Below are 25,603 nucleotides of genomic sequence, written 5' to 3' on the forward strand. Positions count from 1 at the left end.
CGTGCGCGCCGGCGGCCGCGCACCGCGCCGCGACCGCCCGACCCACGCCGCGGGACGCACCGGTCACCACGACCGTGCGGCCGCCGACCCGGCGCCGCAGCGCCGCGCCGTCGACCCGGTGCGGCCGCACGCCCACGAGGGTCGCGAGCGGCGGGTTCATGCGCACATCTTGGCGCATCCAGGGCGTCGCGGTGGACGGACGCCGGGCGGCCGCGCCGGACGTCACTAGCATGGGCGGCTGGCGAGAGGGAGACGCGATGAAGGTTCTGATCACCGGCGGCGCCGGGTACATCGGGAGCACGGTCGGCCTGGCCTGCCGCGACAAGGGGTGGGACGTCGTCGTCCTCGACGACCTGTCGACCGGTCGCGCGGAGTTCACCGACGGCACGGCGTTCTACCAGGGCGACATCGCCGACCACGCGCTGGTCGCGCGGATCTTCGAGGAGCACCCCGACATCGCCGCGACCGTGCACTGCGCGGCCAAGATCGTCGTGCCCGAGTCGGTCGCCGACCCGATCGGCTACTACCGCAACAACGTCGCCAAGACGATCGAGCTGCTCGACTCGTTGCGGCGCGCGGGCTGCACCCGGCTGCTGTTCAGCTCCTCGGCCTCGATGTACGAGCCGGAGCCCGACCTCACGGTGAGCGAGACGTCGGCGCTGAACCCGCAGAGCCCCTACGCGGCGTCGAAGATGCTGTGCGAGCGGATCATGGCCGACGTGGCCGCCGCCACCGACCTGCGCACGCTCTCGCTGCGCTACTTCAACCCGGTCGGCGGCGACCCGCGGCTGCGCACCGGGCTGCAGAACCCGAAGCCGACGCACGCGCTCGGCAAGCTCGTCGACGCCTACACCTACGGCGACGTGTTCACGATCACCGGGGTCGACTGGCCGACGCGGGACGGCTCGGCGATCCGCGACTACATCCACGTGTGGGACCTCGCGCAGGCGCACGTCGCCGCGCTCGAGCACTTCGACGAGGTGTGCACGCCGGAGGAGCCCTACGTCGTGCTCAACGTCGGCACGGGCACCGGCACGACGGTCCGCGAGCTGGTCGCGGCGTTCACCGAGGTCGTCGGCGAGGGCAACCTCAAGGTCGTCGAGGGTCCGCCGCGGCCGGGCGACGTCATCGGCTGCTACACGACCTCCGGGCGGGCGGAGCAGCTGCTCGGCTGGAAGGCCGAGCTGACGATCGCCGACGCGATCCGGCACGCGCTGGAGTGGGCGAAGGTGCGGCCGGAGCGCCTCGGCGCCTGACGGGTCAGCCCGCCGGCTCGAGCCGACGCTGCACGAGCCACCGCACCCGGCCGCCGGAGTGCGCGGTGGTCTCCAGCACACGCTCGAACCCCGCGCGCTCGAAGAGCGCGACCGTGCCGACGTAGCCCGAGATGATGTCGACCCTGCCGGGCTCGTCGGAGGAGATCGGGTACCCCTCGACGACGCGGGCGCCGTGCGCCCGCGCGTGCTCGACGGCGCCCGCGAGCAGGGCGTGCATGAGGCCGCGGCGGCGGAACCGCGGGCGGACGACGAAGCACACGACCGACCACGCATCGGGGTCGGGGACCGGGATCGTGCGCGAGCGCATCAGCCGCCGGTAGCTCGCGCGCGGCGCGACCGAGCACCAGCCGGCAGGCTCGCCGTCGACGTAGGCCAGCACGCCGGGGCCCGGCTCGGTCGCGCACTCGCGCTGCATGTAGCCGGCCCGGTCGGTCACCGAGGAGTCGCGGTAGCTCATGCACCAGCAGCCCCGGCCGCCCGGCTTCTTGACGCCGACGACCTCGTAGAACCCGTCGTAGCGCCCGACGGCGCTCACGACCTCGACGCCGGCGGTGCCGATCTGCTCGTGGCTGGTCTGCTCGTGGCTGGTCTGCTCGTCCACGTGCCCACGCTAGGGCTCAGGTGCGACGCCGCGCCCGCAACCAGAACCGCGTCATCGTCAGCGCGACCGGTCCGCCGCCGGTGCGCCGGTGCAGCTCGAGCAGCCGGTCGGCGTAGCGGTCGACGGTGAAGTCCTCGGGCACCTGCCACGGCACGCGCTGCAGGTAGGCGACGAGCGCGGCCACGTCGACGAACGTGTAGCGACCGACGTGCTCGGCGCCGTCGGTGACCTCCAGCCCCGCGTCGAGCAGCGCCTGCCGGAACGGCGCGTAGCGCACGTGCGGCGCCGCCGGCTCGTGGCCCAGCAGGTCGCGCAGCTCCCCCAGCTCGTCCCCGCCGACCTGCTGGGTGAGGAACGTGCCACCGGGTGCGAGCACGCGCGCCACCTCGACCGGGTGGTAGGACTCGTGGCGGTCGAGGACGAGGTCGAACGTGCCGTCGCCGAAGGGCATCGGTGCCGGCGCGGGATCGTCGTCCGGCTGGCCGAACGCGACGACGTCGATGCCGTGCGGCGCGAGCGCGGCCCGGGCCACCGGGACGTTGGCGGGCCAGCCCTCGGTCGCGGTGATGCTCGCCGGCAGCGGACCGCCCTCGGCGAGCGCACGGTCGCGCAGCGCGAGCAGCGTCTCGCCGCCCCCGGTCCCCATGTCGAGCACCCGCTGCGCCGCGCGCAGCGCCGTCGCGCAGGTGGCGGCGAAGTCCCACGGCGTCGCGTCGGTCGTCATCCCGGCCCTCGAGGTCGGCGAAGCTCCACCCCGAGGGCTGCTCGCGCTCCTCCGCCCGCCAGCGGCCGATCAGCTCCTCGTCGGTCACGTCTCGATGCTGGCACGCGCGAGCACCGCGCGCGCCTGGGCCAGGAGCGGCTCGTCGATCATCTCGCCGTCGACGGCGACGACGCCCTGCCCGGCCGCGGCGTCGAGCACGCGCCGCGCCCAGGCCACGCGCGAGGCGGGCGGGCGGTAGGCGTCGCGCACGACCGGCACCTGCCGGGGGTGCAGGCAGGCGGTCGCCCCGAACCCGGAGGCTGCGGCGTCCTCGGCCTCCGCGCGCAGCCCGTCGAGGTCGTCGAGGTCGGTGTGCACGGCGTCGATCGCGATCCGGCCGTGCGCCCCCGCCGCGAGCAGCACGGTGCTGCGCGCGTGCCGGGCGACGTCGCGGTAGCGACCGTCCGGCCGGCGGCTGGCGGACCCGCCCAGCGACGCGACGAGATCCTCCGCGCCCCACATGAGCCCGACGACGCCGTCGGCCGCCGCGATCTCCGACGCCGCCAGCACGCCCCGGGCGGTCTCGACGAGCGCGACGACCGCGAGCCCCGCGAGCGCCGCGACGTCCGCCGCGCTCTCGGTCTTGGCGAGCACGACCGTGCGGTACGGGGTGCCCGCGAGCGCCTCGAGGTCGGCCTCGAGCTCGCCGGAGCGGACCCCGTTGACGCGCACGACCGTGCGCTCGGGGTCGAGCGGGTGGGCGGCCAGCGCCGCACGGGCCGCCTGCTTGTCCGCGGGCGCGACCGCGTCCTCGAGGTCGAGGATCACGCCGTCGGACCGCGCGGCGGCCTTGGCGTAGCGGTCGGGCCGGTCCGCCGGGCAGAACAGCAGCGCCGGTCCCCGCAGCAGCGGGTCGCTCACCGGTGCCCGGCCTCGTGCGCGAGGTGGTCGGCCTCGCTCAGCCACATGAGCACGTGCCGGGTCGCGACCGCGACGACGACGTCGTCCTGGTTGCGCCCGGTGTGCTCGAAGGTGGCCACGCCCTGACCGGGCCGCGACGCCGAGGGCCGCTTCGCCGTCAGCACGGTCTGGGCGTAAAGGGTGTCGCCGTGGAACAGCGGCGCCGGGAACCGGACGTCCTCGAACCCGAGGTTCGCGACGATCGTGCCCTGCGTGAGGTGCCCGACCGACAGCCCGACGAGCGTCGCGAGCGTGAGCATCGAGTTGACCAGCCGCTGCCCGAACGGCTGGCCCGCGCTGTAGGCGGCGTCGAGGTGCAGCGCCTGCGGGTTCATCGACAGCGTCGAGAACAGCACGTTGTCGGCCTCGGTGATCGTGCGCCCCGGCGCGTGCCGGTACACCACGCCCTCGGTGATCTCGTCGAGGTAGAACCCGCGCTGCTGCACCTGCTCCATGCCGCCTCCCCTACAGGCCGCCGCCGGTGAGCCCGAGCTCGCGGGAGATCACCATCAGCTGCACCTCGGTGGTGCCCTCGCCGACCTCGAGCACCTTGCTGTCACGGTAGTGACGGCCGACGACGCTGGTGTTGAGGAAGCCGTAGCCGCCCATGATCTGCGACGCGTCGTGCGCGCACGCGACCGCGGCCTCGCTCGCGATCACCTTGGCCATCGAGGCGGCCTGCTTGAACGGCTCGCCCTCGGCCATGAGCCGCGCCGCCTCGACCCACGCGAGACGGGCCGCGTGCACCCGGGTGGCCATGCGTGCGATCGTGAACGCGACGTGCTGGCGCGACTCCAGCGGCCGCCCGAAGACGACGCGCTCCTTGCTGTGGCGGATCGCCTCCTCGAGGCAGCCCTGCGCCGCCCCGGTCGCGAGCGCCGCGAACGCGATCCGACCCTCGTCGAGGCACGCGACGGCGTAGGCGAACCCGCGCCCCCGCTCGCCCAGCAGGTTCTCGGCGGGCACGCGCACGTCGGTGAGCGTGAGCGGGTGGGTGTCGGAGGTGTGCCAGCCGATCTTGTCGTAGGAGGGCCCGACCTCCAGGCCCTCGCTCGGCACCGGCACGAGGAACGCGCTCAGCTCCGGCGCCCGCGTCCCGTCGGGTCGCACGACCTCGCCGGTGACCGCGGTGACCGTGAGCAGCCGCGTGATGTCGGTGCCCGAGTTGGTGATGAACTGCTTGGAGCCGTTGATGACCCAGTGGTCGCCGTCGCGGACCGCGGTCGTCCGCGTCGCACCGGCGTCGGAGCCGGCACCGGCCTCGGTGAGCCCGAACGCGCCGAGCGCCTCGCCCGCGGCGAGCTGCGGCAGCCAGCCCTCCTTCTGCTCCTGCGAGCCGAACCGCAGGATCGGCACCGCGCCGAGACCGATGCCGGCTTCGAGGGTGACGCCGAGCGACTGGTCGACGCGTGCGATCTGCTCGACCGCGAGGCAGAAGGCGGTGTAGTCGCCGTGCGGCGTGGAGCCGCCGTAGCGCTCCGGGAACGGCAGCGCGAACAGGCCCATCTCGCCCATCTGGCGGATGATCCCGTAGGGGAGCGTCTGCTTGCTGTCGTACTCGTAGGAGGCCGGCGCGACGACCGTGTCGGCGAACTCCTTGACCTGCTCGGCCAGCTCGAGCTGCGCGGGGGTGAACCCGTAGCCCATCGATGACTCCTTCGTCGGATCTCGTGGATCAGTGCGAGACCGCCCCCGTGTCTTGTGGACCGTGGGGGTCGGCATGGATGGTGGCGAGGAGCTGGTCGGCTGTGACCACGTCGCCCTGCCTGACGGCGAGATCGAGGATACCCGGCACCGGCGCCGTCACCGGGTTCTCCATCTTCATGGCCTCGACGACCGCGACGACGTCGCCCGGTGCGACGCGCTCGCCGGGTGGCACCGGCAGCGCGACGACGGTGCCCGGCATCGGGGTGCGCAGCTGCGGGTCGGGCGCCGCGCCCTGCCGCTGCCGACGCGACCGCTCGACCCGCTCGGCGCGGCTCAGCGCACGGAGCTCCCACACCTGGCCGTCGCGCCAGACCCACACGGCGCCCCGGTCGTGCTCGACGGCGGTGCGCAGCCCGGCGGGCGGGGCGAGCGGCACCTCGACCTCGTGGACGTCCTCGCCGGCTCGCAGGTGCACGCGCGGGCGCCGGTGCTCGCCGACGCGCCAGCCGCTGCGGGACCCCCACAGCCCGTCCTCCGCCGGCTCCGCGAGCGCGGCGGCCGCGGCCGCGAGCACGTCCGTGTCGGGTGCGGCGGGCGCCGGCGGCTCGAAGCCGTCGAGGAACGCGGTGTCGGCGCGCGCCTGCCGCACCGCGGGCGTGGCGAGCAGCCGTCGCAGGTAGTCGATGTTCGTGTGCACGCCGAGCACGACCGTCTGCGCGAGGGCGGCGTCGAGGCGGTCGAGCGCCTGCTCGCGGGTGGGCGCCGAGGCGACCACCTTGAGCAGCATCGGGTCGTAGTCGGTCGTGACGCGCGAGCAGGTGGCGACCCCGGAGTCGACCCGCACGCCGGTGGGCTCGACGACCTCGAGCAGCACCCCGGTGCTCGGCAGGAAGCCGCGCTCCGGCCGTTCGGCGTAGACCCGCGCCTCGACCGCGTGGCCGCGCTCGGCGACCGCGGTGCCCGGCAGCGGCTCGCCCGTCGCCACGCGCAGCTGCGCCTCGACGAGGTCGAGGCCGGTGACCTCCTCGGTGACCGGATGCTCGACCTGCAGCCGGGTGTTCATCTCGAGGAAGTACCAGGCCTCGGGGTCCTCCCCCGAGACCAGCAGCTCCACCGTGCCGGCGCCCACGTAGTCGACGCTGCGGGCGATGCGCACCGCCGCGACGCCGAGCATCTCGCGGACCCGCCCGTGCGGGAACGGCGCCGGCGCCTCCTCGACGACCTTCTGGTGCCGCCGCTGCAACGAGCACTCGCGCAGCCCGACCAGCTCGACGGTGCCGTCGGTGTCGCCGAGCACCTGCGCCTCGACGTGGCGGGGCGCGGGCACGTAGCGCTCGAGCAGCAGGGTGTCGTCCCCGAACGCCGCCGCCGCGACCCGGCGCGCGGCAATGATCGCCTCGGCGAGCGCCGCCGGCTCGCGCACCACCTGCATGCCCTTGCCGCCGCCGCCCGCGCTGGGCTTGACGACGAGCGGGTAGCCGACCTCGTCGGCCCGCGCCGCGAGCACGGCGTCCCGCTCCCCCGCCGCGGCCCCGTCCTCGCCGACGCCCGGCACGACCGGGACCCCGAGCGCGGCAACGTGCGCCTTGGCCGCGATCTTGTCGCCCATCAGCTCCAGCACCGCCGGGCCGGGACCGACCCACGCCAGCCCGGCGTCGAGACAGGCGCGCGCGAGCACCGGGCTCTCGGCGAGGAACCCGTAGCCGGGGTGCACCGCCTCGGCGCCCGTGCGCAGGGCCGCCGCCACGATCGCCTCGGCGTCGAGGTAGGAGCCGACGGCGACCGCGAGGTCGGCCTCGCGGACGTGCCGTGCGCCGTCGTCGGCCGGCGTGTGCACGGCGACCGAGGCGATGCCGAGCCGCCGCAGCGTGCGGGTGACACGGACCGCGACCTCGCCGCGGTTGGCGACGAGGACGCGGCTGAACGGGGCGGTCCGGGTCATCGCGCTCACATCCGGAACAGCCCGAGCCGGGGCTCGGGCAGCGGGGTGCGGGAGACGACGTCGAGCGCGAGCCCGAGCACGGTACGGGTGTCGGCGGGGTCGATGATGCCGTCGTCCCACAGCCGCGCGGTCGCGTGGTACGGGTTGCCCTCGGCCTCGTAGCGCTCCCGGATCGGTGCCGCGAACGCCTCCTCATCGGCGTCGGACCACTCCTCGCCCCGGGCCGCGAGCTGGTCGCGCCGCACGGTCGAGAGCACCGAGGCGGCCTGCCGGCCGCCCATGACCGAGATCCGCGCACCCGGCCAGGTCCACAGGAACCGCGGCCCGTAGGCGCGCCCGCACATCGCGTAGTTCCCCGCGCCGAAGGAGCCACCGATGATCACCGTCAGCTTCGGCACCCGGGTCGTCGCGACCGCGGTGACCATCTTCGCGCCGTCCTTCGCGATGCCGCCCGCCTCCGCCTGCGACCCGACCATGAAGCCGGAGATGTTCTGCAGGAACACCAGCGGGATGCCGCGCTGGTCGCACAGCTCGATGAAGTGGGCGCCCTTGAGGGCGCTCGCGCTCAGCAGCACCCCGTTGTTCGCGAGGATGCCGACCGGGTGGCCGTGGATGCGCGCGAAGCCGGTGACGAGCGTCGTGCCGTACTCGGGCTTGAACTCGACGAGCTCGCTGCCGTCGACGACCCGCGCGATCACCTCGCGCGCCTCGTAGGGCTGGTTGACGTCGACCGGGACCACGCCGTAGAGCTCGCCGGGGTCGACGACCGGCTCGCGGCTCGGGAGCACCTCCCACGCGGGCTCGGCCGGTCGCGGCAGCGTCGCGACGGCGTCGCGCAGGATCGCCAGCGCGTGCGCGTCGGAGTCCGCGAGGTGGTCGACCACGCCGCTGACCCGCGCGTGGACGTCGCCGCCGCCGAGCTCCTCGGCGCTGACCTCCTCGCCGATCGCGGCCTTCACCAGCGGCGGCCCGCCGAGGAAGATCGTGCCCTGCCCTGCGACGATCACCGACTCGTCGGCCATCGCGGGCACGTACGCACCGCCCGCGGTGCACGAGCCGAGCACGGCGGCGAGCTGCGGGATGCCGGCGGCGCTCATGCGGGCCTGGTTGGCGAAGATGCGCCCGAAGTGGTGCGCGTCGGGGAACACCTCGTCCTGGCGCTCCAGGTTCGCGCCGCCGGAGTCGACGAGGTACAGGCAGGGCAGCCGGTTCTCCTCGGCGATCTGCTGGGCCCGCAGGTGCTTCTTCACCGTCATCGGGAAGTACGCGCCGCCCTTGACCGTCGCGTCGTTGCTGACGACCATCACCTGCCGGCCCGCGACCCGCCCGATGCCGGCGACGATGCCGGCGCCGGGGCACTCGTCGTCGTACATGCCCCACGCGGCGAGCGGCGCGACCTCCAGGAACGGGCTGCCCTCGTCGAGCAGCTCCTCGACCCGTTGCCGCGGCAGCAGCTTGCCGCGCGCCAGGTGGCGCTCGCGCGACCGCTCGGGGCCGCCGCGCGCGGTCCGCGCGAGCCGCTCGCGCAGCTCGGCGACGAGGGCGCGCTGGCTCTCGGCGTTGGTCCGGTACGCCTCGCTCGCCGGGTCGACGGCGCTGGTCAGCGTGGTCATCGTCGTCATCGACGCTCCTCATCCGCGGGGATCGCCCGCTGCGGGCAAGGATGGCACGGACCCGTGCGGCCCGCCTCCGTCAGAGGACGCCGCAGGCGGAGCCCCACGCGGTGTAGTGGTTGAGCGCCACGTACCGCCACACGTAGGAGGAGAACGCACCGGAGGAGGGCGCGTAGACCGACAGGCTGCGCTGCGTGCCGTTGCTGTAGCTCGCGGTCGAGCTGGTCGCGAGCGTCGTGCCGGTCGGGCAGCCGGAGGCGCTGGAGGAGATCTTGTAGATCCGCAGGTACGCCTTGACCGTGCCGGAGCCGTTGTAGCGGAAGCTGGTCGTCACGTAGCTGCCCGACCGCGAGATGCACAGCGTGCCGGGCCCGGACGTCGTCGAGCAGTCGCTGCCGGGCGCGACGGTCGTCCGCAGCCCGCTGCCGGCGACCATGCTGGAGTCGAGCCCGCCGCACCGCTCCTCGCGCTCGACCACGGGGACGGCCAGGTCCGCGGGGGCGCCGATCGCCGCGTTCAGCTCGGGGTCGACGACCTCGGTCACCTCGACGTCGACCAGCCGGCAGCCCTGCTGCGCCGAGATCGCGGCCCAGTCGGTAGCCTCGATCTCGGCGACGGCGTCGTCGGCCGCCTCGTACCACTCGGCGGCACCGATCTCGTCGGCACGCGTGCCCGCGCTCGCGGGAGCGGCCGCGACCCCGAGCACCAGGAGCCCGAGCACACCGATGCACGCCGACACCCGACGAACGACACCTCGAGACATCCGACCTTGATACACCACGGTAGGCACCCCTTCCCTGCGACGTGATCCACGTCACATGTAATCAGATGCAGTGGAGCGGACATCGACACACGTGAGGCGGGACGGGACGACGGATGAAGGCCGGCAAGCGGGCGCGGTTCGAGGAGCTGTACTGGCGCCACCACCGCGAGCTGGCCGCCTTCATCCGTCGCCGGGTCCCACCCGACGCGGTCGAAGACGTCCTGGCGGAGGTCTTCGTCGTGGCATGGCGGAGGTTGAGCGACATCCCCGTGGAGGCACGTGCGTGGCTGTACGGGGTGGCGCGCAACGTCATCAGGAACACCTACAGGGCGGAGGCGAGGCAGCGTGCCTTGCACGTACGGATCGCCGAGGAGGCCGGTAGCGCGCCCGCGCACACCGACGGCTTCGACGACGCGATCGCCTCGCGGACCGATCTGGGGCGGGCCTGGAACCAGCTGTCCGAGACGGAGCAGGAGGTGATCGCGCTGGTGGCATGGGACGGACTGAGCAACGCCGAGTCCGCCCAGGTGCTCGGTGTCACCACCTCGGCGTTCGCCGTGCGCCTGTTCCGGGCTCGGCGACGACTGCTCCATCTCCTCGAGCGCAGCACGGGGGGTGCTCGATGAGGCAGCCGCTGCTGGACGCCGTGCGCGGCCTCGATCCCGCGGCCGACGGCCCGGAGATCGACGGCGAGGCGATGCTCGCCCGCATCCGGGAGGAGGTGCACAGCGCGGCCCAGGCCGACGTGACGCACCTCCTCCCGCCGCGTCGCTCGCGCCCGGCGCAGCGCCTGGCGATGGGCGCGGCCGCGCTGACCGTGGTCGTCGCCGTCGCGATCGCGCTGGTGCTGACCTCCTCGGGCCCGCGCGCCTACGCGACGTGGGCTGCGGAGCCGACGCTCGTGCCGGTCGCCGAGGCGGCCGCCGAGTGCCCGGACACCGAGCCGGGCACGCCGCCGGTGCCGGTCGAGCCGGTGCTCGCCGAGCAGCGCGGGTCCTACACGTTCGTCGTGCTGAGCGGCGAGGGCGTGTTCGTCCGGTGCCTGGCCTCGACGGCGGGCGAGGAGAGGTTCGTGGTCGCCGAGGGTGCCCGCACGCCGTCGCCGTCCGACCTCGAGCTCGGCACCGCGCCGGTGCTCGTGCTCGACCCGGGCGCGGTCTGGGCACGCGAGGCCGGCGAGGGGCCGATCACCACGGTGGTGGGCCTGGCGGCCGACGACGTCACCGCGGTCGAGGTCTCGACGGTCGACGGCGTGACGGCCGAGGCCTCGCTCGACGACGGCTGGTGGTCGGTGTGGTTCCCGGGCGACGTCGAGATCGCCGACGGGCTCCTCGTCACCACGCCCGACGGCGAGAGCACGTTGAGCCTGGCCGGTCTGATCGCGCCGGGGCTCGGCTGAGCCGGGTGTCCGCGGGCTGAGCGCCCGCGCCCGCCCGTGCGTGCCCGGGCCACCGATGCGTACCATGGTGCACGCGGACACCGAGGCCGATCTGCCTCGGCGCTCCCGGCTGGGTCTTGGCCGGGCGTCCCCGGCCACGTCGCCGGATGCCCTCCCCTGCCCGGACCGCCTGGAGCACGATGTCTGCACCCTCCCTCCTCCGCGCCCCCGCTGGTGCGCACCCGTCGCGTCCGCGTGCCGCGTCGCTCGTCGTCGCGGCGGCGCTGCTGCTCGCCGGCTGCGCCGGTGGCGGTGACGCCGCCGGCCCGACCGAGGCGGCGCCCCCACCCGGCGCGGACGACGGCTACCCCGTCACGGTCGACAACTGCGGCACCGAGGTGACGCTCGAGGCACCGCCCGAGCGGATCGTCACCGTCAAGTCCTCGACGACCGAGCTCGTGCTCGCGCTCGGGGCGGCCGACCGGCTCGTCGGGGCCGCCTTCCTCGACGGCCCGTTCCCGCCCGACCTGGCCGAGGCCGGTGCCGACGTCCCGATCCTCTCCGAGCGGGCGCCGTCGGCGGAGGTCGTGCTCGCGGCCGAGCCCGACCTGGTCTTCGCGGGCTGGGAGTCGCACTTCGCGGCCGACACCATCGGCGACCGGGCCGAGCTCGCCGATCTCGGCGTCGCCACCTACGTCGCGCCGGCCGCGTGCCAGGGCGACGGGTACCGGCCGGACCCGCTGACCTTCGACGACGTGTTCGCGCACGTGCTGGAGGCCGGCGAGCTGCTGGGCGCCCGCGAGGAGGCCGCCGCGCTCGTCGAGGAGCAGCGTGCCGCGCTCGCCGAGGTCCAGCCCTCGACCGCCGGTCTCACCGCGCTGTGGTACTCCTCCGGGTCCGACACCCCGTTCGTCGGCGGTGGCAGCGGCGCGCCGCAGATGATCATGGACGCCGTCGGGCTGGAGAACATCGCCGCCGACATCGACGCCGGCTGGGGCTCGATCGGGTGGGAGACCGTCGCCGCCGCCGAGCCCGACGTCGTCGTGCTGGTCGACTCGGCGTGGAACACCGCCGAGCACAAGATCGAGGTGCTGGAGTCGAACCCGGTGACGGCGGCGCTGCCCGCGGTCGCCGAGGGCCGGTACCTGGTGGTGGAGTTCGCGGCCACCGAGGCCGGCGTCCGCAACGTCGACGCGGTGGCGTCGCTCGCGCAGCAGCTCGTGGAGGTGCCGCTGCCGTGACCACCGTCCGCGTCCCCACCGCGGCGTCGGCCGCGCGCACCGGCGTGGTCGCGCGGCCGCGCGGGAGTCGGGTGCCGTGGCTGCTCGTGGGGCTGGCGGTGCTGGTCGTGTCGCTGCTGCTCGCGCTCGTCGTGGGTCCCGCCTCGGTGGCGGGTCCCGCCCCGATCACGCCGGGCGACGTGCTCGCCTCGGGCTGGCACCACGTCTCGGCGTGGCTCGCCGAGCGCGGCCTGCCGGTCGCGGTGGCGGAGAACCCGCTGAGCCGGGTGCGCGACGCGATCATCTGGGAGGGCCGCGCACCGCGGGCGGTCGCCGCGGTGCTCGTCGGCGCGGGGCTGGCGCTGTGCGGCGTCGTGCTGCAGGCCGCGACGCGCAACCCGCTCGCCGACCCCTACCTGCTCGGCATCTCCTCCGGGGCGGCGCTCGGCGCGGTGGCGGTGCTCGTGCTCGGGGTGGCGGTGCCGCTGCCGGTCGCGGCGTTCGCGGGGGCCGTGCTCGCGCTGCTGGCGACGCTGGGGCTGGCGGGGATCGGCGGCCGGCTCACCGCGACCCGCGCCGTGCTCGCGGGTGTCGCCGTCGGCCAGGCGGCCGCCGCGGGCGTCTCGTTCGTGATCTTCTCCACGGCGCAGGGCGACTCCTACCGCGACATCCTCGGCTGGCTGATGGGGACCTTCGGCGCGGTGAGCTGGAGCTCGGTGCTGATCGCCGCGGTGGCGGTCGTCGTCCTGGGTGGGGCGCTGCTCGGTTTCGGCCGCACGCTGGACGCGTTCTCGTTCGGCGACGTCGCGGCGACGGCGCTCGGCGTGCACGTCGTGCGCACCCGCTGGCTGCTGCTGGTGCTGAGCGCGCTGCTCACCGGTGCGCTGGTGAGCGTGAGCGGCGCGATCGGCTTCGTCGGGCTCACCGTCCCGCACGTGGTGCGGCTGCTGCTGGGGCCCGGCCGCTCCGGCAACGCGGCCGTCGCGCGCACGAGCGCCGCGGTCGGCGGGGTGTTCCTGCTGTGGGCCGACACGGTCGCCCGCACCGCGTTCGCGCCGCTCGACGTCCCGGTCGGGGTGCTCACCGCGCTGCTCGGCGCCCCGGTGTTCGCGATCCTCCTCATGCGCAGCCGACGGCGGGGCGAGGCATGACGCTGCTGGCGACCGACCTGACTGCCGAGGGTCTCGGCTACCGCGTCGACGGGCTGGAGCTGCTGCGCGGCGCGTCGCTGCACCTGCGCGCCGGTACGGTCACCGGTCTGCTCGGGCCCAACGGCTCCGGCAAGTCGACGTTGCTGCGCGTGGTCGTCGGCGCGCTGCCCGCGAGCGCGGGCACGCTCGCGGTCACCGAGGACGGGCTCGCGCACGACCTGACCGCGATGCGTCGCCGGGACCGGGCGCAGCGGCTCGCGCTCGTCGAGCAGGACGCCCACGCCGAGGTGCCGCTGCGGGTGCGCGACGTCGTCGCGCTCGGGCGGATCCCGCACGAGCGCCGGTTCGGCGCCGCGGACGGGGCCGCGGACGCCGTCGTGCACGAGGCGATCGAGCGCGCGGGCGTCGCCGACCTGGCCGACCGGTCGTTCGACACGCTCTCGGGCGGCGAGCGGCAGCGCGTCCAGCTGGCGCGCGCGCTCGCGCAGCAGCCGCGGGTGCTGCTGCTGGACGAGCCGACCAACCACCTCGACCTCGCCGCGCAGCTCGACATGGTGCGGCTGGTGCGCGAGGTGGCCGACGCGGGCGTCGCGGTGCTGGTCGCGCTGCACGACCTCGCGCAGGCGGCGTCGCTGTGCGACGAGGTGGTCGTGCTGCACGGCGGCGAGGTGGCCGCGGTCGGCGAGCCGGTCGCGGTGCTCTCCCCCGCGCTGCTGGCCGAGGTGTGGCGCGTGCGCGGCGAGTGGGTCACGGGCGAGCGCGGCCGCGCGCTCGTGGTCTCGCCGCTCTAGCCCGACCGGGCGGGGCGTGCCCGGCTCGCCGCGCACCAGTCGCTGCAGGTGCGCGTGGTGCTCCGCCATGCCGGGGTGGCCGATCCTAGGGTCGTCGGAGTCGCCGCGGGTCATGAGGTCGTCGAGGTAGCGCCGGTCGGCGTCGAGCCGGGCGAGCGGGTCGTGGGTCGGGTGGCCGTGGCCCGGCACGAGCACCTCGGCGCGCGCGACCCAGGGTGCGAGCGCGTCGAGCCCGGCGAGGTAGGCGGGCAGGTCGTCGGGTCCACACGGCAGCGGCAGCTCGACGTCGGAGAGCATGTCGCCGGCGAGCAGGACACCGCGGTCGGCCAGCCGCACCGCGGTGTGCCCGGGCGCGTGGCCGTCGTGCACGACGATCTCGACCGCCTCCCACGGCGCGGGCAGCCGGTCGCCGTCGACCGCCTCGACGGCTCCGAGCAGCGCGAGCAGCTCGGGCGGCCAGCCGGGGCCCATCTGGTCGAGCAGGGTGGCGCGCTCGCTCGCCGCGAGCGCGGCCGTGCGCGGCGACGCCCACCGCGGCGCGGCGCCGAACCGCGGGTGCCAGAGCAGGTGGTCGTGGTGGGCGTGCGTGCTGAACCCGGCGGTCACCGTCAGCCCGCGCTCGTCGAGCAGGTCGGCCAGCCGTGCCAGCTCGCTGGGCCGCCAGGCGGGGTCGACGAGGAGCGCGTGCTCGCCGTCGACGACGACGGTCGACGTCGTCGTGTCGATCGCGCTGGTCGTCACCAGCACGCCGGGTGCGACCTCGACGGCGGTCACGAGGGGTCCCGGGTGGCGGCCACGTGGGCCAGGTACGCCTCGCCGCGCGGCGAGACCCGGTAGCCGACGGGGAAGCTGAGCGTGAGACCCAGGCCCTTGAGCTTGCGCACGTCGAGCTTGAACGGGTCGCGCTCGCGCCCGACCATCGCGGCGAGGTCGGGCGCGCGCCGCTCGGGGTGGGCCGCGATCAGCTCGAGCGTCTGCCGGGTCCAGGGGCCGATCGCCGACGCGCGGTCGAGCCGGTCCAGCCGTCGGGTGATCGCCTCGACGTCGGCCGGTGCGAGGTCGTCGTCGTGCGCGAGCTGGTCCCGCTCGTCGGGGCCGTCGTGCAGGTGGAAGGCGATCCGGTGGATCGGCAGCGTCTCCTCGCCCGGCAGCTCCCGCAGCAGCGCGGCCACGCTCGGGTAGCCGGCACGCACGGCGTCCGCGCGCGTGATCGCGCGGGCCGGCACCACCTCGACCGAGTCGATCGCGAGCCGGCCGACGACCGTGCGGTAGAGCCGGCCCGCGACCACCTGCGGCCGGCGCCACCGCCGGAACGTCAGCGTCAGCTCACCGGCCTCGACGGCCGCCTTGTCGCGCATCAGCATCCGCACGCGACCCATCCTCCCCGACGGTGGCCGCGGTCAGCCCCCGGTCCGGAACAGGTCCTCCTCGGGGCTGCGGATCGCGGCACGCGCGCCCGGTCCGTCCTCGGGCGTGATCCTCGCACCCGAGCCGCGCACGACGGCGACCGGTCGCCCAGCGACCTTGCCCTTGACGAGGTCGGCGGCCGCGGCGATCTCGTCGGCGATCGCGACGGTCGTCGCCTGCAGCTCGCGGCCGTGGGAGTCACGGGTGCCGCGCAGGTCGGCGATCGGGTGGAAGCCGGCGACGCCGATCGCGATGTCGGCGATGCCGCGCCGCCAGGGCCGACCGACGGTGTCGGTGACGACGACGCCGGGGCGCACGCCCAGCCGTGCGTTCAGGCCGCGCCGCAGCCGCCGCGCCGACTCGTCGGGGTCCTCGGGGAGCAGCAGCACGGTGCCGTTCGGGACGTTGCTGGCGTCGATGCCGGCGGCGGCGAGCACGAGCCCGTGGTGGGTCTCGACGATGCGCATGACCGAGCCGTCGGGGTTCTCGCGGCGCGCGACCTCGCGCACCGACTCGGCGTCGATCAGGGCCTCCCGGTCGGCGGCCCGGGCGAGCCGGCCCTCGGCCTTGGCGACGATCTTCGACGCGACCACGACGACGTCGTCGCCCGTGATGCCCTCGGAGCCGTCGGGCCACACGAGACCCGCGAGCAGCGGCGTCAGCACGGCCGCGAGGTCGGTGCCGGAGGTGATCTGGGGCAGCCCGTCGGGGGCCTGGGCGAGCAGCAAACGAGCTCCTTTGTCAGCGGGTGAGCGCGGGCAGCACGTCGCGACCGAAGACCTCGATCCACTCGCGCTGGTTGCGCCCGACGTTGTGCAGGTAGACGCGGTCGAAGCCGAGGTCGAGGTAGCGCTGGATCTCCGCGCGGTGCAGGTCGGGGTCGGAGGAGATCACCATCGTCCCCGCGAAGTCCTCGGGCCGGACGGTCCGGGCGATCTGGGCGAGCACGAACGGGCTGCGGATGTCGCCACCGGAGAACCGCATGGCGCCGTGCGGCCACTCACGCATCGCGTTGGCCATCGCCTCCTCGTCGGTCTCGGCCCAGGACAGGTGCAGCTGCAGCACCCTCGTCATCGTCGCGGGGTCCTTGCCCGCGTCGCGGGCGCCCGCGGCGAAGCGCGAGAGCAGGGTGGCGATCTTGTCGGTCGGGGCGCCCGTCGTGATGAGGCCGTCGGCCAGCCGGCCCGCGCGGCGCGCGGTGACCGGGCCCGCGGTGGCGACGAGGATCTCGGGCGGCACCTCCGGCATCGTCCACAGCCGGGTCGACTCCAGCTTGAAGTGCTCGCCGCTGTGCTTGTGGTCCTTGCCCTGCAGGCTCGCGGTGAAGAGCTTGTGGATGATGTCGACCGCCTCGAACATCCGGTTGATCCGCTCGGCGGCCTCGGGCCAGTAGGGCGCGACGACGTGCTCGTTGATCGCCTCGCCGGAGCCGACGCCCAGCCAGTGCCGGCCCGGGTACATCGCCGCCAGCGTCGCGCTCGCCTGCGCGACGACCGCGGGGTGGTACCGGAACGTGGGCGCGGTGACGCCGGTGCCGAGGTCGCCGGTGGTGCGCTCGCCCGCGGCCGCCAGCACGTTCCAGACGAACGAGGCCTGGCCCTGCTGCGGCAGCCACGGCTGGAAGTGGTCGGCGGCCATGACGCCCGAGAAGCCGTGCCGCTCGGCGTGCTCGCAGTACTCGAGGACCTCGCGCGGGTGGAACTGCGCGAGCATCGCGGCGTACCCGATCGTGGCGCTCACCCGGCCTCCTCCTGCTGCGGCGACGGCGTTCGCACGTGCCGATCCTGCCAGGCCGCACCGGCGCGGCTCACCACCGGTTGTGCACGTCCTCGGCCCAGCCGACGACGTCGGCGACCCGCACCCAGGCGCCGGACCGCTCGCGCACCCGCCCGTGCCAGGTGCCGAAGCACTGGTGCGTGACCGACGCGAAGACCGCGAGATCGGTCACCGACTCCTTGAGGTGGAACGGCTCGAAGGTGAGGTCGACGGTCTCGCCGGTCACGCGCCAGGGCGCCATCCAGTCCGCGGTGTCGTAGCTCCAGGTCAGCTCCTCGCTGATCTTGGTGAGCCGGCCGTCGACCACCAGGGCGTTCTCGGTCGACCCGGTGCCGTCGGTCCAGCGGCCGCCGACCTGGACGCCGATCACCCGTCCGTCGGTGCGACCGGACCCCGCGCCCCAGCACCACGCGACGTCGTAGGGCCAGCGGCCGCGGCCGTGGTCGAGCACCGCCCAGGACTCGCCCGTCGGGACGGCGTGCGGGACACCGTCGACGACGACGGTGCCGGAGGCGGGCCGGGCGACGTCCTTGACCGTGTACTGGAACAGCCGGTCGCTCCACGGGACGACGACGCCGAGGCTCTCGTGCCCGGGCGGCCGGTGCGCGACGACGTCGACCCGCACGCGTGCCCCGACGGCGCGCAGCCGGGTGCCGCCGTCGACCTCGTCGATCGCGATCCGCACCTGCCGGGTGCGGGTGCGCACCGGACCCTCGCCGAGCGTGCCGGGCAGCGCGACCCGGGGCAGCCCGAGCGCGAGGGCGTCGTGGGAGATCGTCTCGCCGGTGCGGCGGTCGAGCAGCCAGATGCCGTGCACGCCGGCGTAGTCGATGTCGGAGGTGACGAGCGCGACGACGTGCGTGGGCGTGGTGACCGCCCAGTACTCCCACCGCTTGTTGCGGCCGCGGCCGAGCAGGCCGCGGCCGATGCCGTCGGTGCGGACCAGCGGGGTGCGGGTCCAGCCGACGGCGTCGGGGTTGAGGCGTCCGTCCGGGAGCGTGAGCGCGACCGGGGTGGTGATCTCGCGCTCGTGCACCGCTCGCGAGGGCCGTGTGCCGGTGCCGGTCACGGCCGGACGAGGACGTCGCGCAGCAGCGGCTCCGCGGCGAGGTAGCCGTCGAGCAGGCGCCGCCCGAGGTCGGGCGAGGCGACGAGCGGGTGGCCCGCGAACGCTCGCCACGCCAGCTCGCGCGAGCCGGTGCGGGCGGCCTCGATCGCGAGGCGCTCGCTGCCCTTGACCCCGGCGACCAGGCCGAGCTGGTGCAACGTGAGCGGGCGGTGCGGGCCGTCGGGGCGAGCGCCATCGGCGTCGACGCGGGCCGAGACCTCGATGACGGCGTCGTCCGGGAGAGCGGGGATCACGCCGTCGTTGGCGAGGTTGAGGATCATCCACGCGGGCGTGCCGGTGAGCAGCGCGGCCATGAGGTCGACGGCGACCTCGTGGTAGCCGCCGCCCTGCCGCTGGCCGCCGTCGAGGTCGGTGTGCTCGCGGGTGCGGGCGTCGGCCATGTAGGTGTTCTCGCGCTCGGCGAGCGTGGCCAGCCAGCGGTCGTGCGCGCCCGGGCCGGGGCCTGCGTCGAAGAACGCGGCCTGCTGGCGGGCGAGGAACGCGGCACGGCCCGGGCCGGCGTGCGGCTCCGGCGGGGTCTCGTAGTAGTGCAGGTACTCCCCCGGCAGCGCGCCGGTCGCGCGGAGCCAGTCGACGTCGAACAGCGCGGCCTCGTCGAGGCGCAGCAGCAGCTCGCGGTCGGCCAGCAGGGAGGGCATGTGGTCGGTGCCGGCGTGCACGAGGGTGCGCAGCCAGCCGAGGTGGTTGAGGCCGAGGTAGTCGCCGGTGACCTCGCGCGCGGGCAGCCGCAGCGCTCGGGCGGCGCTGCGCAGCAGCCCGATCGGGGTGTCGCAGATGCCGACGACCCGGTCGCCCAGGTGGGCGCGCATCGCCTCGGTGACCAGCCCGGCCGGGTTGGTGAAGGAGACGACCCACGCCTGCGGTGCGACGTCGGCGATGGTGCGCGCGACGTCGTCGACCACCGGGACGGTGCGCAGCGCGTAGGCCAGACCGCCCGGGCCGACGGTCTCCTGGCCGAGCAGCCCGAGATCGCGCGCGACCTGCTCGTCGCGCACCCGGCCCTCGGTGCCGCCGACCCGGATCGCGGAGAACACGACGTCGGCGCCCTCGACGGCGCGGCGCAGGTCGGTCTCGACCCGCACCCGCGGCGCGTCGTCGCGGCCGGCGAGCTGCTCGCCGACGACCGCCTGCACGACCGCGAGCCGGGCGGCGTCGAGGTCCTGCAGCACGATCTCGTCGATGTCCACGCGGTCGCGCGCGCCCGCGACGGCGCCCACCACCAGCGGGACACGGAACCCGCCACCACCGAGGATCGTCAGCCGCACGTGGCCACGCTAGTGGTCGCGATGGAAGACTCTCGACCATGACGGCCGAACCGGAGCTCGACCTGCTGCTGGCGGGCACGGTGTTCTTCGACATCGTGTTCACCGGGTTCCCGCAGCCGCCGCGGCCCGGCACCGAGGTGTGGACCGACGGCATGGGCTCCGCGCCCGGCGGCATCGCCAACCTGGCCGTCGCGGCCGCCCGGCTGGGGCTGCGGACGTCGCTGGCGTCGTCCTTCGGCGACGACCTCTACGCGGACTGGTTGTGGCGGGTGCTGCGCGACCAGGAGCACATCGACCTCACCTGGTCGCGGCGGCACCCGCACCACCACACGCCGGTGACGGTGGCGCTCAGCTACGAGGAGGACCGCGCGTTCGTCACGCACGGGCACCCCTGGCCGACCTCGGCGTCGGAGATGCTGGCCGACCCGCCGCGGGCCGGTGCGGTGCTGGTGGACCTGGGCGACCCGGCGGTGCGGTCGCAGGGCTGGTGGCGGCGCAGCGCGGAGGCGGGCGCGCTGGTGTTCGCGACCGCCGGCTGGGACCCCGAGCAGGTGTGGGACACGCGGATCCTCGACGAGCTGGCCGGCTGCCACGCGTTCATCCCGAACGCCGAGGAGGCGATGGCGTACACGCGCACGTCGACCGTCGACGACGCGCTGGCGGCGCTGTCGCAGATCGTGCCGCTCGCGGTGGTGACGATGGGCCGCGACGGCGTGGCCGCGATCGACAGCAGCACCGGCGAGCACGCACGCGTGCCGGCGATCCCGGTGACCGCGATCGACACGACCGGGGCGGGCGACGTGCTGGCCGCCGCGATCGTGCTCGGCACGCTGCGGGGCTGGCCGCTGGCGAAGCGGCTGAAGTTCGCGGCGCTGTGCTCGGGCCTGGCGGTCACCCAGGTGGGCGGCTCGCTCGCTGCGCCCGGCTGGGGCGACGTCGCGGACTGGTGGCGCGAGCGGCGCGCCGAGGCCGAGGCGGGCGACGGCGCCGCGATCGAGCTCGTCGAGCGGTACGCGTTCCTGCCGGACTGCCTGCGCGGCGTCGAGACGCCGCGGGTGCGGCGGGCCGAGGCGACGATCGCCCGCTTCTCCGACGCCGACCGGGGGCGCCACGTCCCGCGATGGAGGCCGCATGACCGGTTCCGCTGACCAGGACGCCCGGGAGCGGCTGCGCGCCCGGGTGCGCGAGGTGCTCGGTGCGCTGCTGGGCGACGACCCGGGCGACGTCGTCGAGAAGCGGATGTTCGGTGGGGTCGCGCTGATGGTGCGCGGCGACCTGCTGCTGTCCGCCGGCGGGGACGGCAGGCTGCTCGTCCGCGTGGCCGACGAGCGGTCGGAGGAGCTGCAGCGGCGCCCGGGTGTTGAGATCGGGACGAAGGGCGGCCGCACGATGGGGCCGCGGTGGCTGGAGGTGGCCGCCGACGTCGTCGCCGACGACGAGGAGCTGCGGTTCTGGGTCGGCGAGGCGCTCGCCGGGCAGGCGCGCCGCGCCGGTGGGGCGCGATGAGCGGGCCGACGAGTGGGACGACGGGCGGGACGACGGGCGCGACACGCTGGAACGAGCGGCCGCTGGACGTGGCCGAGGTCGACCTCGGCCCCGGGGTGCGCGCCGGGTTCTCGAGCCGGGCGGGCGGGGTGTCGACCGGGCCGTGGGCGGCGCTCAACCTCGGCTACCACGTCGACGACGACTGGGACCGTGCGTACGCGAACCGCAGCATCCTCGGCCGCTGGCTGGGCGCCCCGATCACGATGACGAGCCAGGTGCACGGCAGCACGGTCGCCGAGGTGACCCGCTACCAGCCGAACACCCGACGCAAGGCCGACGCGATGGTGAGCACGGCGCGCGAGGTCGGGCTGGGTGTCATGGTCGCCGACTGCGTGCCGGTGCTGCTCGCCGACGCCGAGGCCGGCGTGGTCGCGACCGCGCACGCCGGGCGCGGCGGCCTCGTCGCGGGCGTGGTGCCTAACGCCGTCGCCGCCATGCTCGAGCGCGGTGCGCGGCCGGGCGCGATCCGCGCTGCCGTGGGCCCGAGCATCTGCGGTCGCTGCTACGAGGTGCCGCCCGGCATGCGCGACGACGTCGAGGCGGCGGTGCCAGGCACCGGCGGCACCACGAGCTGGGGCACGCCCTCGGTCGACATCGCCCGCGGCGTGCTCGCCCAGCTCGCCGAGGCGGGGGTCGAGCACGTCGAGCACGTCGACCGCTGCACTTACGAGGACGAGCGCTACTTCTCCTACCGCCGCGACGGCGTCACCGGGAGGTTCGCGGGGGTCGTCGCGCTGGTGGGGTGAGGGAACGACGCCTCCTCGCGCCGGCGGGGTGAGGGCTGGGCGGCTCCCCACTCGTGCACGCCGTCCGGAGGACAGGGTGACCGAACGGGCCGAGCGCGACGTGTGACACCCGCGGCCTCGCGGGCCAGGGCGCAGTGGCGCCCCATGCCCGCGTCTCGGGCTGCGTGAGGGGGCGGGTTGGGGCGCGGCCGCCAGTCGCGCCCTGGTGCCGGGGATCCCACCGGCCTTCGACTGCGTGAGGCCGGAGCGTCCCCTGAGCCAATGGCGCGCGCGTGCCGTCGGTGCGATGCGGTCAGCGCCCAGCGGACCCCCACCGCGTCGCATGCGACAGCAGATGGCCGAGGCACGACAGCCGTTGTCAGTGGTCGCACGTATGTTCTACTCATGAGCACGGCGACGCAGACCCGGGTGGCGCGGCCCCCGGCCGAGGTGCGCGACCCTGCCGCCGTGCTCGCGTCGGCTCGTGAGGCACGCGCCCGCGCCGAGGCCGCCGAGGTGCAGGTGCTCGTCGACGCGGTCGACTGGGTGGTCGCGAACCCGCCTCTGCTCGGGCGTGACGCGGCGTCCTGGTACTCGCCGACGTCCGCGGGTGCGGCTCCCGAGCGCCACGACCTCACCGCCGAGGGTGTGCCCGACGTCGACCGGGCCGCCGTCGCCGAGCTCGGACTGGCGCTCCGCACCAGCACGCAGGCGGCGACCGCGCTGGTCGCCGACGCGCTCGAGCTCGCCTACCGGCTGCCCGCGCTCTGGACTCGCGTGGTCGCGGGCGAGGTCGCACCATGGCGTGCCCGTCGGGTCGCACAGGCCACCCGACCGCTGTCGCGGCTAGGGGCCGGCTACGTCGACCGCGCCGTCGCGCCGCTGGCCGACCGGGTCACGGGGCCGCAGCTGGAGGGCCTCGTCGAGACCGCGATGGCGCGGCACGACCGCGAGCTCGCCGAGGCGGTCGCCGCCCGGCGCGCCGAGGCTCGCGGTCTGGAGATCCGCCTCGCCGACACCGGGCTGGACGGGCTCACCGAGGTCCGCGGCTGCCTCGACCTGCCCGATGCGCAGGACCTCGAGGCGGCCGTGGCCCACGGCGCCGCCCAGCAGGCGCTGTGGGGCTCGGCCGACCCGCTCGGCGTCCGCCGCGCGCGTGCGCTCGGCGATCTCGCCCGCGACTACCTGACGATGACCGGGGAGCCTGACGGCGAGCACGGGCCTGGCGGTGGCCCGAGCGTCGACGAGCCGGACGCAACGCTGCGCGCCCGGGGCGGGCGGCGGATGCCGCCGAGGCGGCAGGTGATGCTCTACGTGCACCTCACCGACGGCGCGATCACCGGCGCTCACGGGAGCGGCGGCTGCGGCACGGCCGTCGGGCGGGTGGAGAGCACAGGCACGCCCGTCACGGCCGAGACGATCCGCGAGTGGGTCGGCGACCAGGCGACGACCGTGACGGTGCGCCCGGTCCTCGACCTGGCCGAGCACCTGCACGCAGGCGCCTACGAGGTGCCGACGCGGCTCAAGGAGCAGGTGCGGCTGCGCGACGGCACCTGCGTCTTCCCGGGCTGCCACGCACCCGGGCTGCGGTGCCAGGCCGATCACGTCGTGCCCTACGACCACACCCGCCCGGACCTCGGCGGGCCCACCAGCAGCGACAACCTCGCACTGCTGTGCCAGCACCACCACACGCTCAAGACCCACCACGGGTTCCGCTACGCCGTGCTCGCGAGCGGCGCGGTGCTCTGGCGGGCGCCGCACGGGCTGACGGTCCGCCGCAACCGCGACGGCACCGTCGACGACCTGACGGCGCCCGGTCGCGGCAGCGCCGCCGACGACCTCACCCGCTCGCCCCGCGGCCGGCCCGACCGCCGCGCCCGTGCCGGGACGCCACCCGAGACCTGAGGATCCCGCCCCGGACCCCGCCACCCGGCGGGGTCGTAGGCGTGCCCTGCCTGGCGACGCGGGCCTCGACCCGCCAGGACTCGGTCCCTGGTGGCGTGCCACGGACTCGCGTCCTCGGCGAGCCGCGTGGATCTGGCCGTCCACCGCAGACCTGGCCACCGGTTCGCTGCAGCTGCGCACGGACGGCCACTGCGCGCGGCCGGTGACTCCGGGCGCATGCTCGCCTGCCCCGCCCAGCAATCACCAATCACCCACCGTCACCGCCACCGCAACCGCCACGACCCGAGCCCGGCACCACCCCCGCCACCAGCCACCCGCCCGAACCGGCCACCACCCGCGACGTGCAGCCGCGACGCGCCACGCCTTACGCGGGCCGCTGCTCGACCAGCGGCCCGTGTCCGCCTCGCGCACCCCAGGCGCGCCGCACACCCGCCTGCGAGCGCGCGCCGGCTACGTTCGTGACACCGGCCGCCCCGGCCGCGCCGGTGCGGCCACGCTCCGGCACGGCCACGCCCGGCACCGCGGCGCCCGGCACCGCCGCGCCCGTGACTCGACCCGACGACCCGAGGACCCAGTGACCGACGCCGCCGACGCCGCGCTCCCCGCGCTGCTCACCCGCACCGGACGACCCGCCACCGAGCTGTGGCCCGACTCCGGCCTGCTGCACCTCAACCACGGCTCCTACGGGCGCGTGCCGATAGCGGCCACCGACCACCAGCAGCGCCTGCAGCGTGAGATGGAGGCCGCGCCGATGCGGTTCATGGCGGCGGCGCCCGCCGGCATCGCACAGGCGCGCGAGCAGATCGCCCGGTTCCTGCGCACCGACCCCGACCGGCTGGCGCTGGTGCCCAACGCCAGCGCGGGCGTCAGCACCGCGCTGCGGTCGCTGCCGCTGCCCGCCGGCTCCGAGGTCGTCCTCACCGACCACACCTACGGCGCGGTGCGCATGGGCGTCGAACGAGCCGCCCGCGAGGCCGGCGCCCACGTCCGGACGGTCCACGTACCGCTCGCCGCCGGCGACGACGAGGCCGCCGAGGCGATCTGGGCCGGCGTCACCGAGCGCACCGCGATGCTCGTGCTCGACCACGTCACCTCGGTCACCGCCCGGCGCATGCCGGTGGGCACCGTCTGCGCCCGCGCCCGCGAGCGCGGCATCCTCACGATCGTCGACGGCGCGCACGCCCCGCTGCTGCTCACCGACCCGGTGAGCGAGGCCGACGCCGACGTCTGGGTCGGCAACCTCCACAAGTTCGCGTCCACCCCGCGCGGCACCGCGGTCCTGGTCGCACACCCCGACGTGGCGCAGCGGCTCGTGCCGCTCATCGACTCCTGGGGTGCGCCCGACCCGTTCCCCCGCCGCTTCGACTGGCAGGCCAGCGCCGACTACACCGCCTGGCTCACCGCGCCGGTGTCGCTGCAGCACCTGGAGGACGAGATCGGCTGGGACCGCGTGCGCGACCACGCGACCGCGGCGGCGGCCCACGCCGTCGACCGCATCGGCGCGGCCCTGGCCGAACGCTGGGGCGAGGACACCGCCGTCGACCTCGGCATGCCGGTCGGCCCGATCCGGCTGCTCGCGCTCCCGGCAGCGGTCACCACCGACGCGACCGCGCTGCGGCGCCGCCTCGGCGACGCCGGGATCGAGGCCCAGATCACCGCGTTCGGCGACCAGCACTACTGGCGCCTCGCGATGCACGCCTACAGCACCGCCGAGGACGTCGACGCCGCGATCGAGCGGGCGCTGCCGCTGCTCGCCGCCGCCTGACCGCTCGGATGGTCACCCGGCCGCGGCACCGGTCCCGCTA

24 protein-coding genes and 1 pseudogene are annotated in these 25,603 nt (G+C 75.4%); 11 read left to right on the plus strand and 14 right to left on the minus strand.

Features of this window, described 5'->3' with window-relative positions:
- Positions 1 to 257 precede the first annotated feature (257 nt).
- On the plus strand, positions 258 to 1,256 hold the full coding sequence (gene galE, locus GPA02_RS11420) for a UDP-glucose 4-epimerase GalE (RefSeq protein WP_156200136.1): 999 nt from the start codon (positions 258 to 260) through the stop codon (positions 1,254 to 1,256).
- A 4-nt stretch (positions 1,257 to 1,260) separates the two neighbouring features.
- On the opposite strand, the gene GPA02_RS11425 is transcribed toward galE, so the two are convergent.
- The 8 genes from GPA02_RS11425 to GPA02_RS11460 all read right to left on the minus strand — a co-directional run bounded on the left by GPA02_RS11425 (position 1,261) and on the right by GPA02_RS11460 (position 9,482).
- Positions 1,261 to 1,878, minus strand: a complete 618-nt coding sequence (locus GPA02_RS11425; protein WP_240134010.1) for a GNAT family N-acetyltransferase — start codon at positions 1,876 to 1,878, stop codon at positions 1,261 to 1,263.
- A 16-nt stretch (positions 1,879 to 1,894) separates the two neighbouring features.
- A complete protein-coding gene (locus tag GPA02_RS11430) occupies positions 1,895 to 2,602 on the minus strand; it encodes a class I SAM-dependent methyltransferase (protein WP_156200138.1) in 708 nt (235 codons plus the stop codon).
- A gap of 84 nt (positions 2,603 to 2,686) precedes the next feature.
- Entirely contained in the window at positions 2,687 to 3,502 is an 816-nt protein-coding gene (locus tag GPA02_RS11435) for an HpcH/HpaI aldolase/citrate lyase family protein (RefSeq protein WP_204986592.1), read from the minus strand.
- The gene (locus tag GPA02_RS11440; RefSeq protein WP_156200140.1) at positions 3,499 to 3,996 is read right to left on the minus strand and encodes a MaoC family dehydratase; all 498 of its coding nucleotides are present in this window, start codon (positions 3,994 to 3,996) and stop codon (positions 3,499 to 3,501) included. Before GPA02_RS11440 ends, GPA02_RS11435 begins: the two co-directional genes overlap by 4 nt.
- A gap of 10 nt (positions 3,997 to 4,006) precedes the next feature.
- A complete protein-coding gene (locus tag GPA02_RS11445) occupies positions 4,007 to 5,188 on the minus strand; it encodes an acyl-CoA dehydrogenase family protein (RefSeq protein WP_156200142.1) in 1,182 nt (393 codons plus the stop codon).
- Positions 5,189 to 5,216: 28 nt separating this feature from the next.
- A complete protein-coding gene (locus GPA02_RS11450) occupies positions 5,217 to 7,130 on the minus strand; it encodes an acetyl/propionyl/methylcrotonyl-CoA carboxylase subunit alpha (RefSeq protein ID WP_156200145.1) in 1,914 nt (637 codons plus the stop codon).
- 5 nt (positions 7,131 to 7,135) lie between these two features.
- Complete coding sequence (locus tag GPA02_RS11455; RefSeq protein WP_156200306.1) at positions 7,136 to 8,743, minus strand: carboxyl transferase domain-containing protein; 1,608 nt, start codon at positions 8,741 to 8,743, stop codon at positions 7,136 to 7,138.
- A gap of 79 nt (positions 8,744 to 8,822) precedes the next feature.
- Positions 8,823 to 9,482 carry a hypothetical protein gene (locus GPA02_RS11460; RefSeq protein WP_156200147.1) on the minus strand — a complete coding sequence of 220 codons (660 nt, stop codon included), beginning with the start codon at positions 9,480 to 9,482 and terminating at the stop codon, positions 8,823 to 8,825.
- A 137-nt stretch (positions 9,483 to 9,619) separates the two neighbouring features.
- Here GPA02_RS11460 and GPA02_RS11465 point away from each other — a divergent pair, with 137 nt between their 5' ends.
- The 5 genes from GPA02_RS11465 (at position 9,620) to GPA02_RS11485 (ending at position 14,046) form a co-directional block, all read left to right on the plus strand.
- Complete coding sequence (locus tag GPA02_RS11465) at positions 9,620 to 10,132, plus strand: RNA polymerase sigma factor (protein WP_156200149.1); 513 nt, start codon at positions 9,620 to 9,622, stop codon at positions 10,130 to 10,132.
- On the plus strand, positions 10,129 to 10,905 hold the full coding sequence (locus GPA02_RS11470) for a hypothetical protein (protein WP_156200151.1): 777 nt from the start codon (positions 10,129 to 10,131) through the stop codon (positions 10,903 to 10,905). Before GPA02_RS11465 ends, GPA02_RS11470 begins: the two co-directional genes overlap by 4 nt.
- 179 nt (positions 10,906 to 11,084) lie before the next feature.
- Positions 11,085 to 12,125 (plus strand): putative F420-0 ABC transporter substrate-binding protein, encoded by a 1,041-nt coding sequence (locus GPA02_RS11475; RefSeq protein ID WP_156200153.1) that lies wholly within the window; start codon positions 11,085 to 11,087, stop codon positions 12,123 to 12,125.
- Entirely contained in the window at positions 12,122 to 13,255 is a 1,134-nt protein-coding gene (locus GPA02_RS11480; protein ID WP_156200154.1) for an iron chelate uptake ABC transporter family permease subunit, read from the plus strand. The genes GPA02_RS11475 and GPA02_RS11480 overlap by 4 nt, the downstream gene beginning before the upstream one ends.
- Positions 13,252 to 14,046, plus strand: a complete 795-nt coding sequence (locus GPA02_RS11485; RefSeq protein ID WP_156200156.1) for an ABC transporter ATP-binding protein — start codon at positions 13,252 to 13,254, stop codon at positions 14,044 to 14,046. Before GPA02_RS11480 ends, GPA02_RS11485 begins: the two co-directional genes overlap by 4 nt.
- A 237-nt stretch (positions 14,047 to 14,283) precedes the next feature.
- Here the strand turns inward: GPA02_RS11485 and GPA02_RS11490 are convergent.
- The 6 genes and pseudogenes from GPA02_RS11490 to GPA02_RS11515 form a co-directional block, all read right to left on the minus strand.
- Positions 14,284 to 14,820: pseudogene (locus GPA02_RS11490) on the minus strand (MBL fold metallo-hydrolase); the annotation flags it as partial.
- Positions 14,817 to 15,410, minus strand: coding sequence for an ASCH domain-containing protein (locus GPA02_RS11495; RefSeq protein ID WP_156200307.1), 594 nt, complete (start codon positions 15,408 to 15,410; stop codon positions 14,817 to 14,819). The gene GPA02_RS11495 and the pseudogene GPA02_RS11490, both read right to left, overlap by 4 nt.
- 36 nt (positions 15,411 to 15,446) lie before the next feature.
- Complete coding sequence (cofE, locus tag GPA02_RS11500; protein ID WP_156200158.1) at positions 15,447 to 16,181, minus strand: coenzyme F420-0:L-glutamate ligase; 735 nt, start codon at positions 16,179 to 16,181, stop codon at positions 15,447 to 15,449.
- A gap of 13 nt (positions 16,182 to 16,194) precedes the next feature.
- Positions 16,195 to 17,193, minus strand: coding sequence for a TIGR03557 family F420-dependent LLM class oxidoreductase (locus GPA02_RS11505; protein WP_240134011.1), 999 nt, complete (start codon positions 17,191 to 17,193; stop codon positions 16,195 to 16,197).
- Positions 17,194 to 17,260: 67 nt separating this feature from the next.
- Entirely contained in the window at positions 17,261 to 18,298 is a 1,038-nt protein-coding gene (locus tag GPA02_RS11510) for a DUF2804 domain-containing protein (protein WP_240134012.1), read from the minus strand.
- Positions 18,295 to 19,623: a family 4 glycosyl hydrolase gene (locus tag GPA02_RS11515; protein WP_156200160.1), complete on the minus strand. Its 1,329-nt coding sequence runs from the start codon at positions 19,621 to 19,623 to the stop codon at positions 18,295 to 18,297. Before GPA02_RS11515 ends, GPA02_RS11510 begins: the two co-directional genes overlap by 4 nt.
- A gap of 38 nt (positions 19,624 to 19,661) precedes the next feature.
- Between GPA02_RS11515 and GPA02_RS11520 the strand changes: the two genes are divergently transcribed.
- The 5 genes from GPA02_RS11520 (at position 19,662) to GPA02_RS11540 (ending at position 25,563) form a co-directional block, all read left to right on the plus strand.
- Positions 19,662 to 20,771 carry a carbohydrate kinase family protein gene (locus tag GPA02_RS11520; RefSeq protein ID WP_156200161.1) on the plus strand — a complete coding sequence of 370 codons (1,110 nt, stop codon included), beginning with the start codon at positions 19,662 to 19,664 and terminating at the stop codon, positions 20,769 to 20,771.
- A complete protein-coding gene (locus tag GPA02_RS11525) occupies positions 20,755 to 21,129 on the plus strand; it encodes a TfoX/Sxy family protein (protein WP_156200163.1) in 375 nt (124 codons plus the stop codon). The genes GPA02_RS11520 and GPA02_RS11525 overlap by 17 nt, the downstream gene beginning before the upstream one ends.
- Positions 21,126 to 21,914 (plus strand): peptidoglycan editing factor PgeF, encoded by a 789-nt coding sequence (gene pgeF, locus GPA02_RS11530; protein WP_156200165.1) that lies wholly within the window; start codon positions 21,126 to 21,128, stop codon positions 21,912 to 21,914. The genes GPA02_RS11525 and pgeF overlap by 4 nt, the downstream gene beginning before the upstream one ends.
- Positions 21,915 to 22,298: 384 nt before the next feature.
- On the plus strand, positions 22,299 to 23,798 hold the full coding sequence (locus GPA02_RS11535; RefSeq protein WP_156200166.1) for an HNH endonuclease signature motif containing protein: 1,500 nt from the start codon (positions 22,299 to 22,301) through the stop codon (positions 23,796 to 23,798).
- A 574-nt stretch (positions 23,799 to 24,372) separates the two neighbouring features.
- Positions 24,373 to 25,563, plus strand: a complete 1,191-nt coding sequence (locus tag GPA02_RS11540; RefSeq protein ID WP_156200168.1) for an aminotransferase class V-fold PLP-dependent enzyme — start codon at positions 24,373 to 24,375, stop codon at positions 25,561 to 25,563.
- Positions 25,564 to 25,603: the final 40 nt, after the last annotated feature.

It is taken from the genome of Actinotalea caeni (assembly GCF_009733795.1).
Classification (GTDB): Bacteria; Actinomycetota; Actinomycetes; order Actinomycetales; family Beutenbergiaceae; genus Pseudactinotalea; species Pseudactinotalea caeni.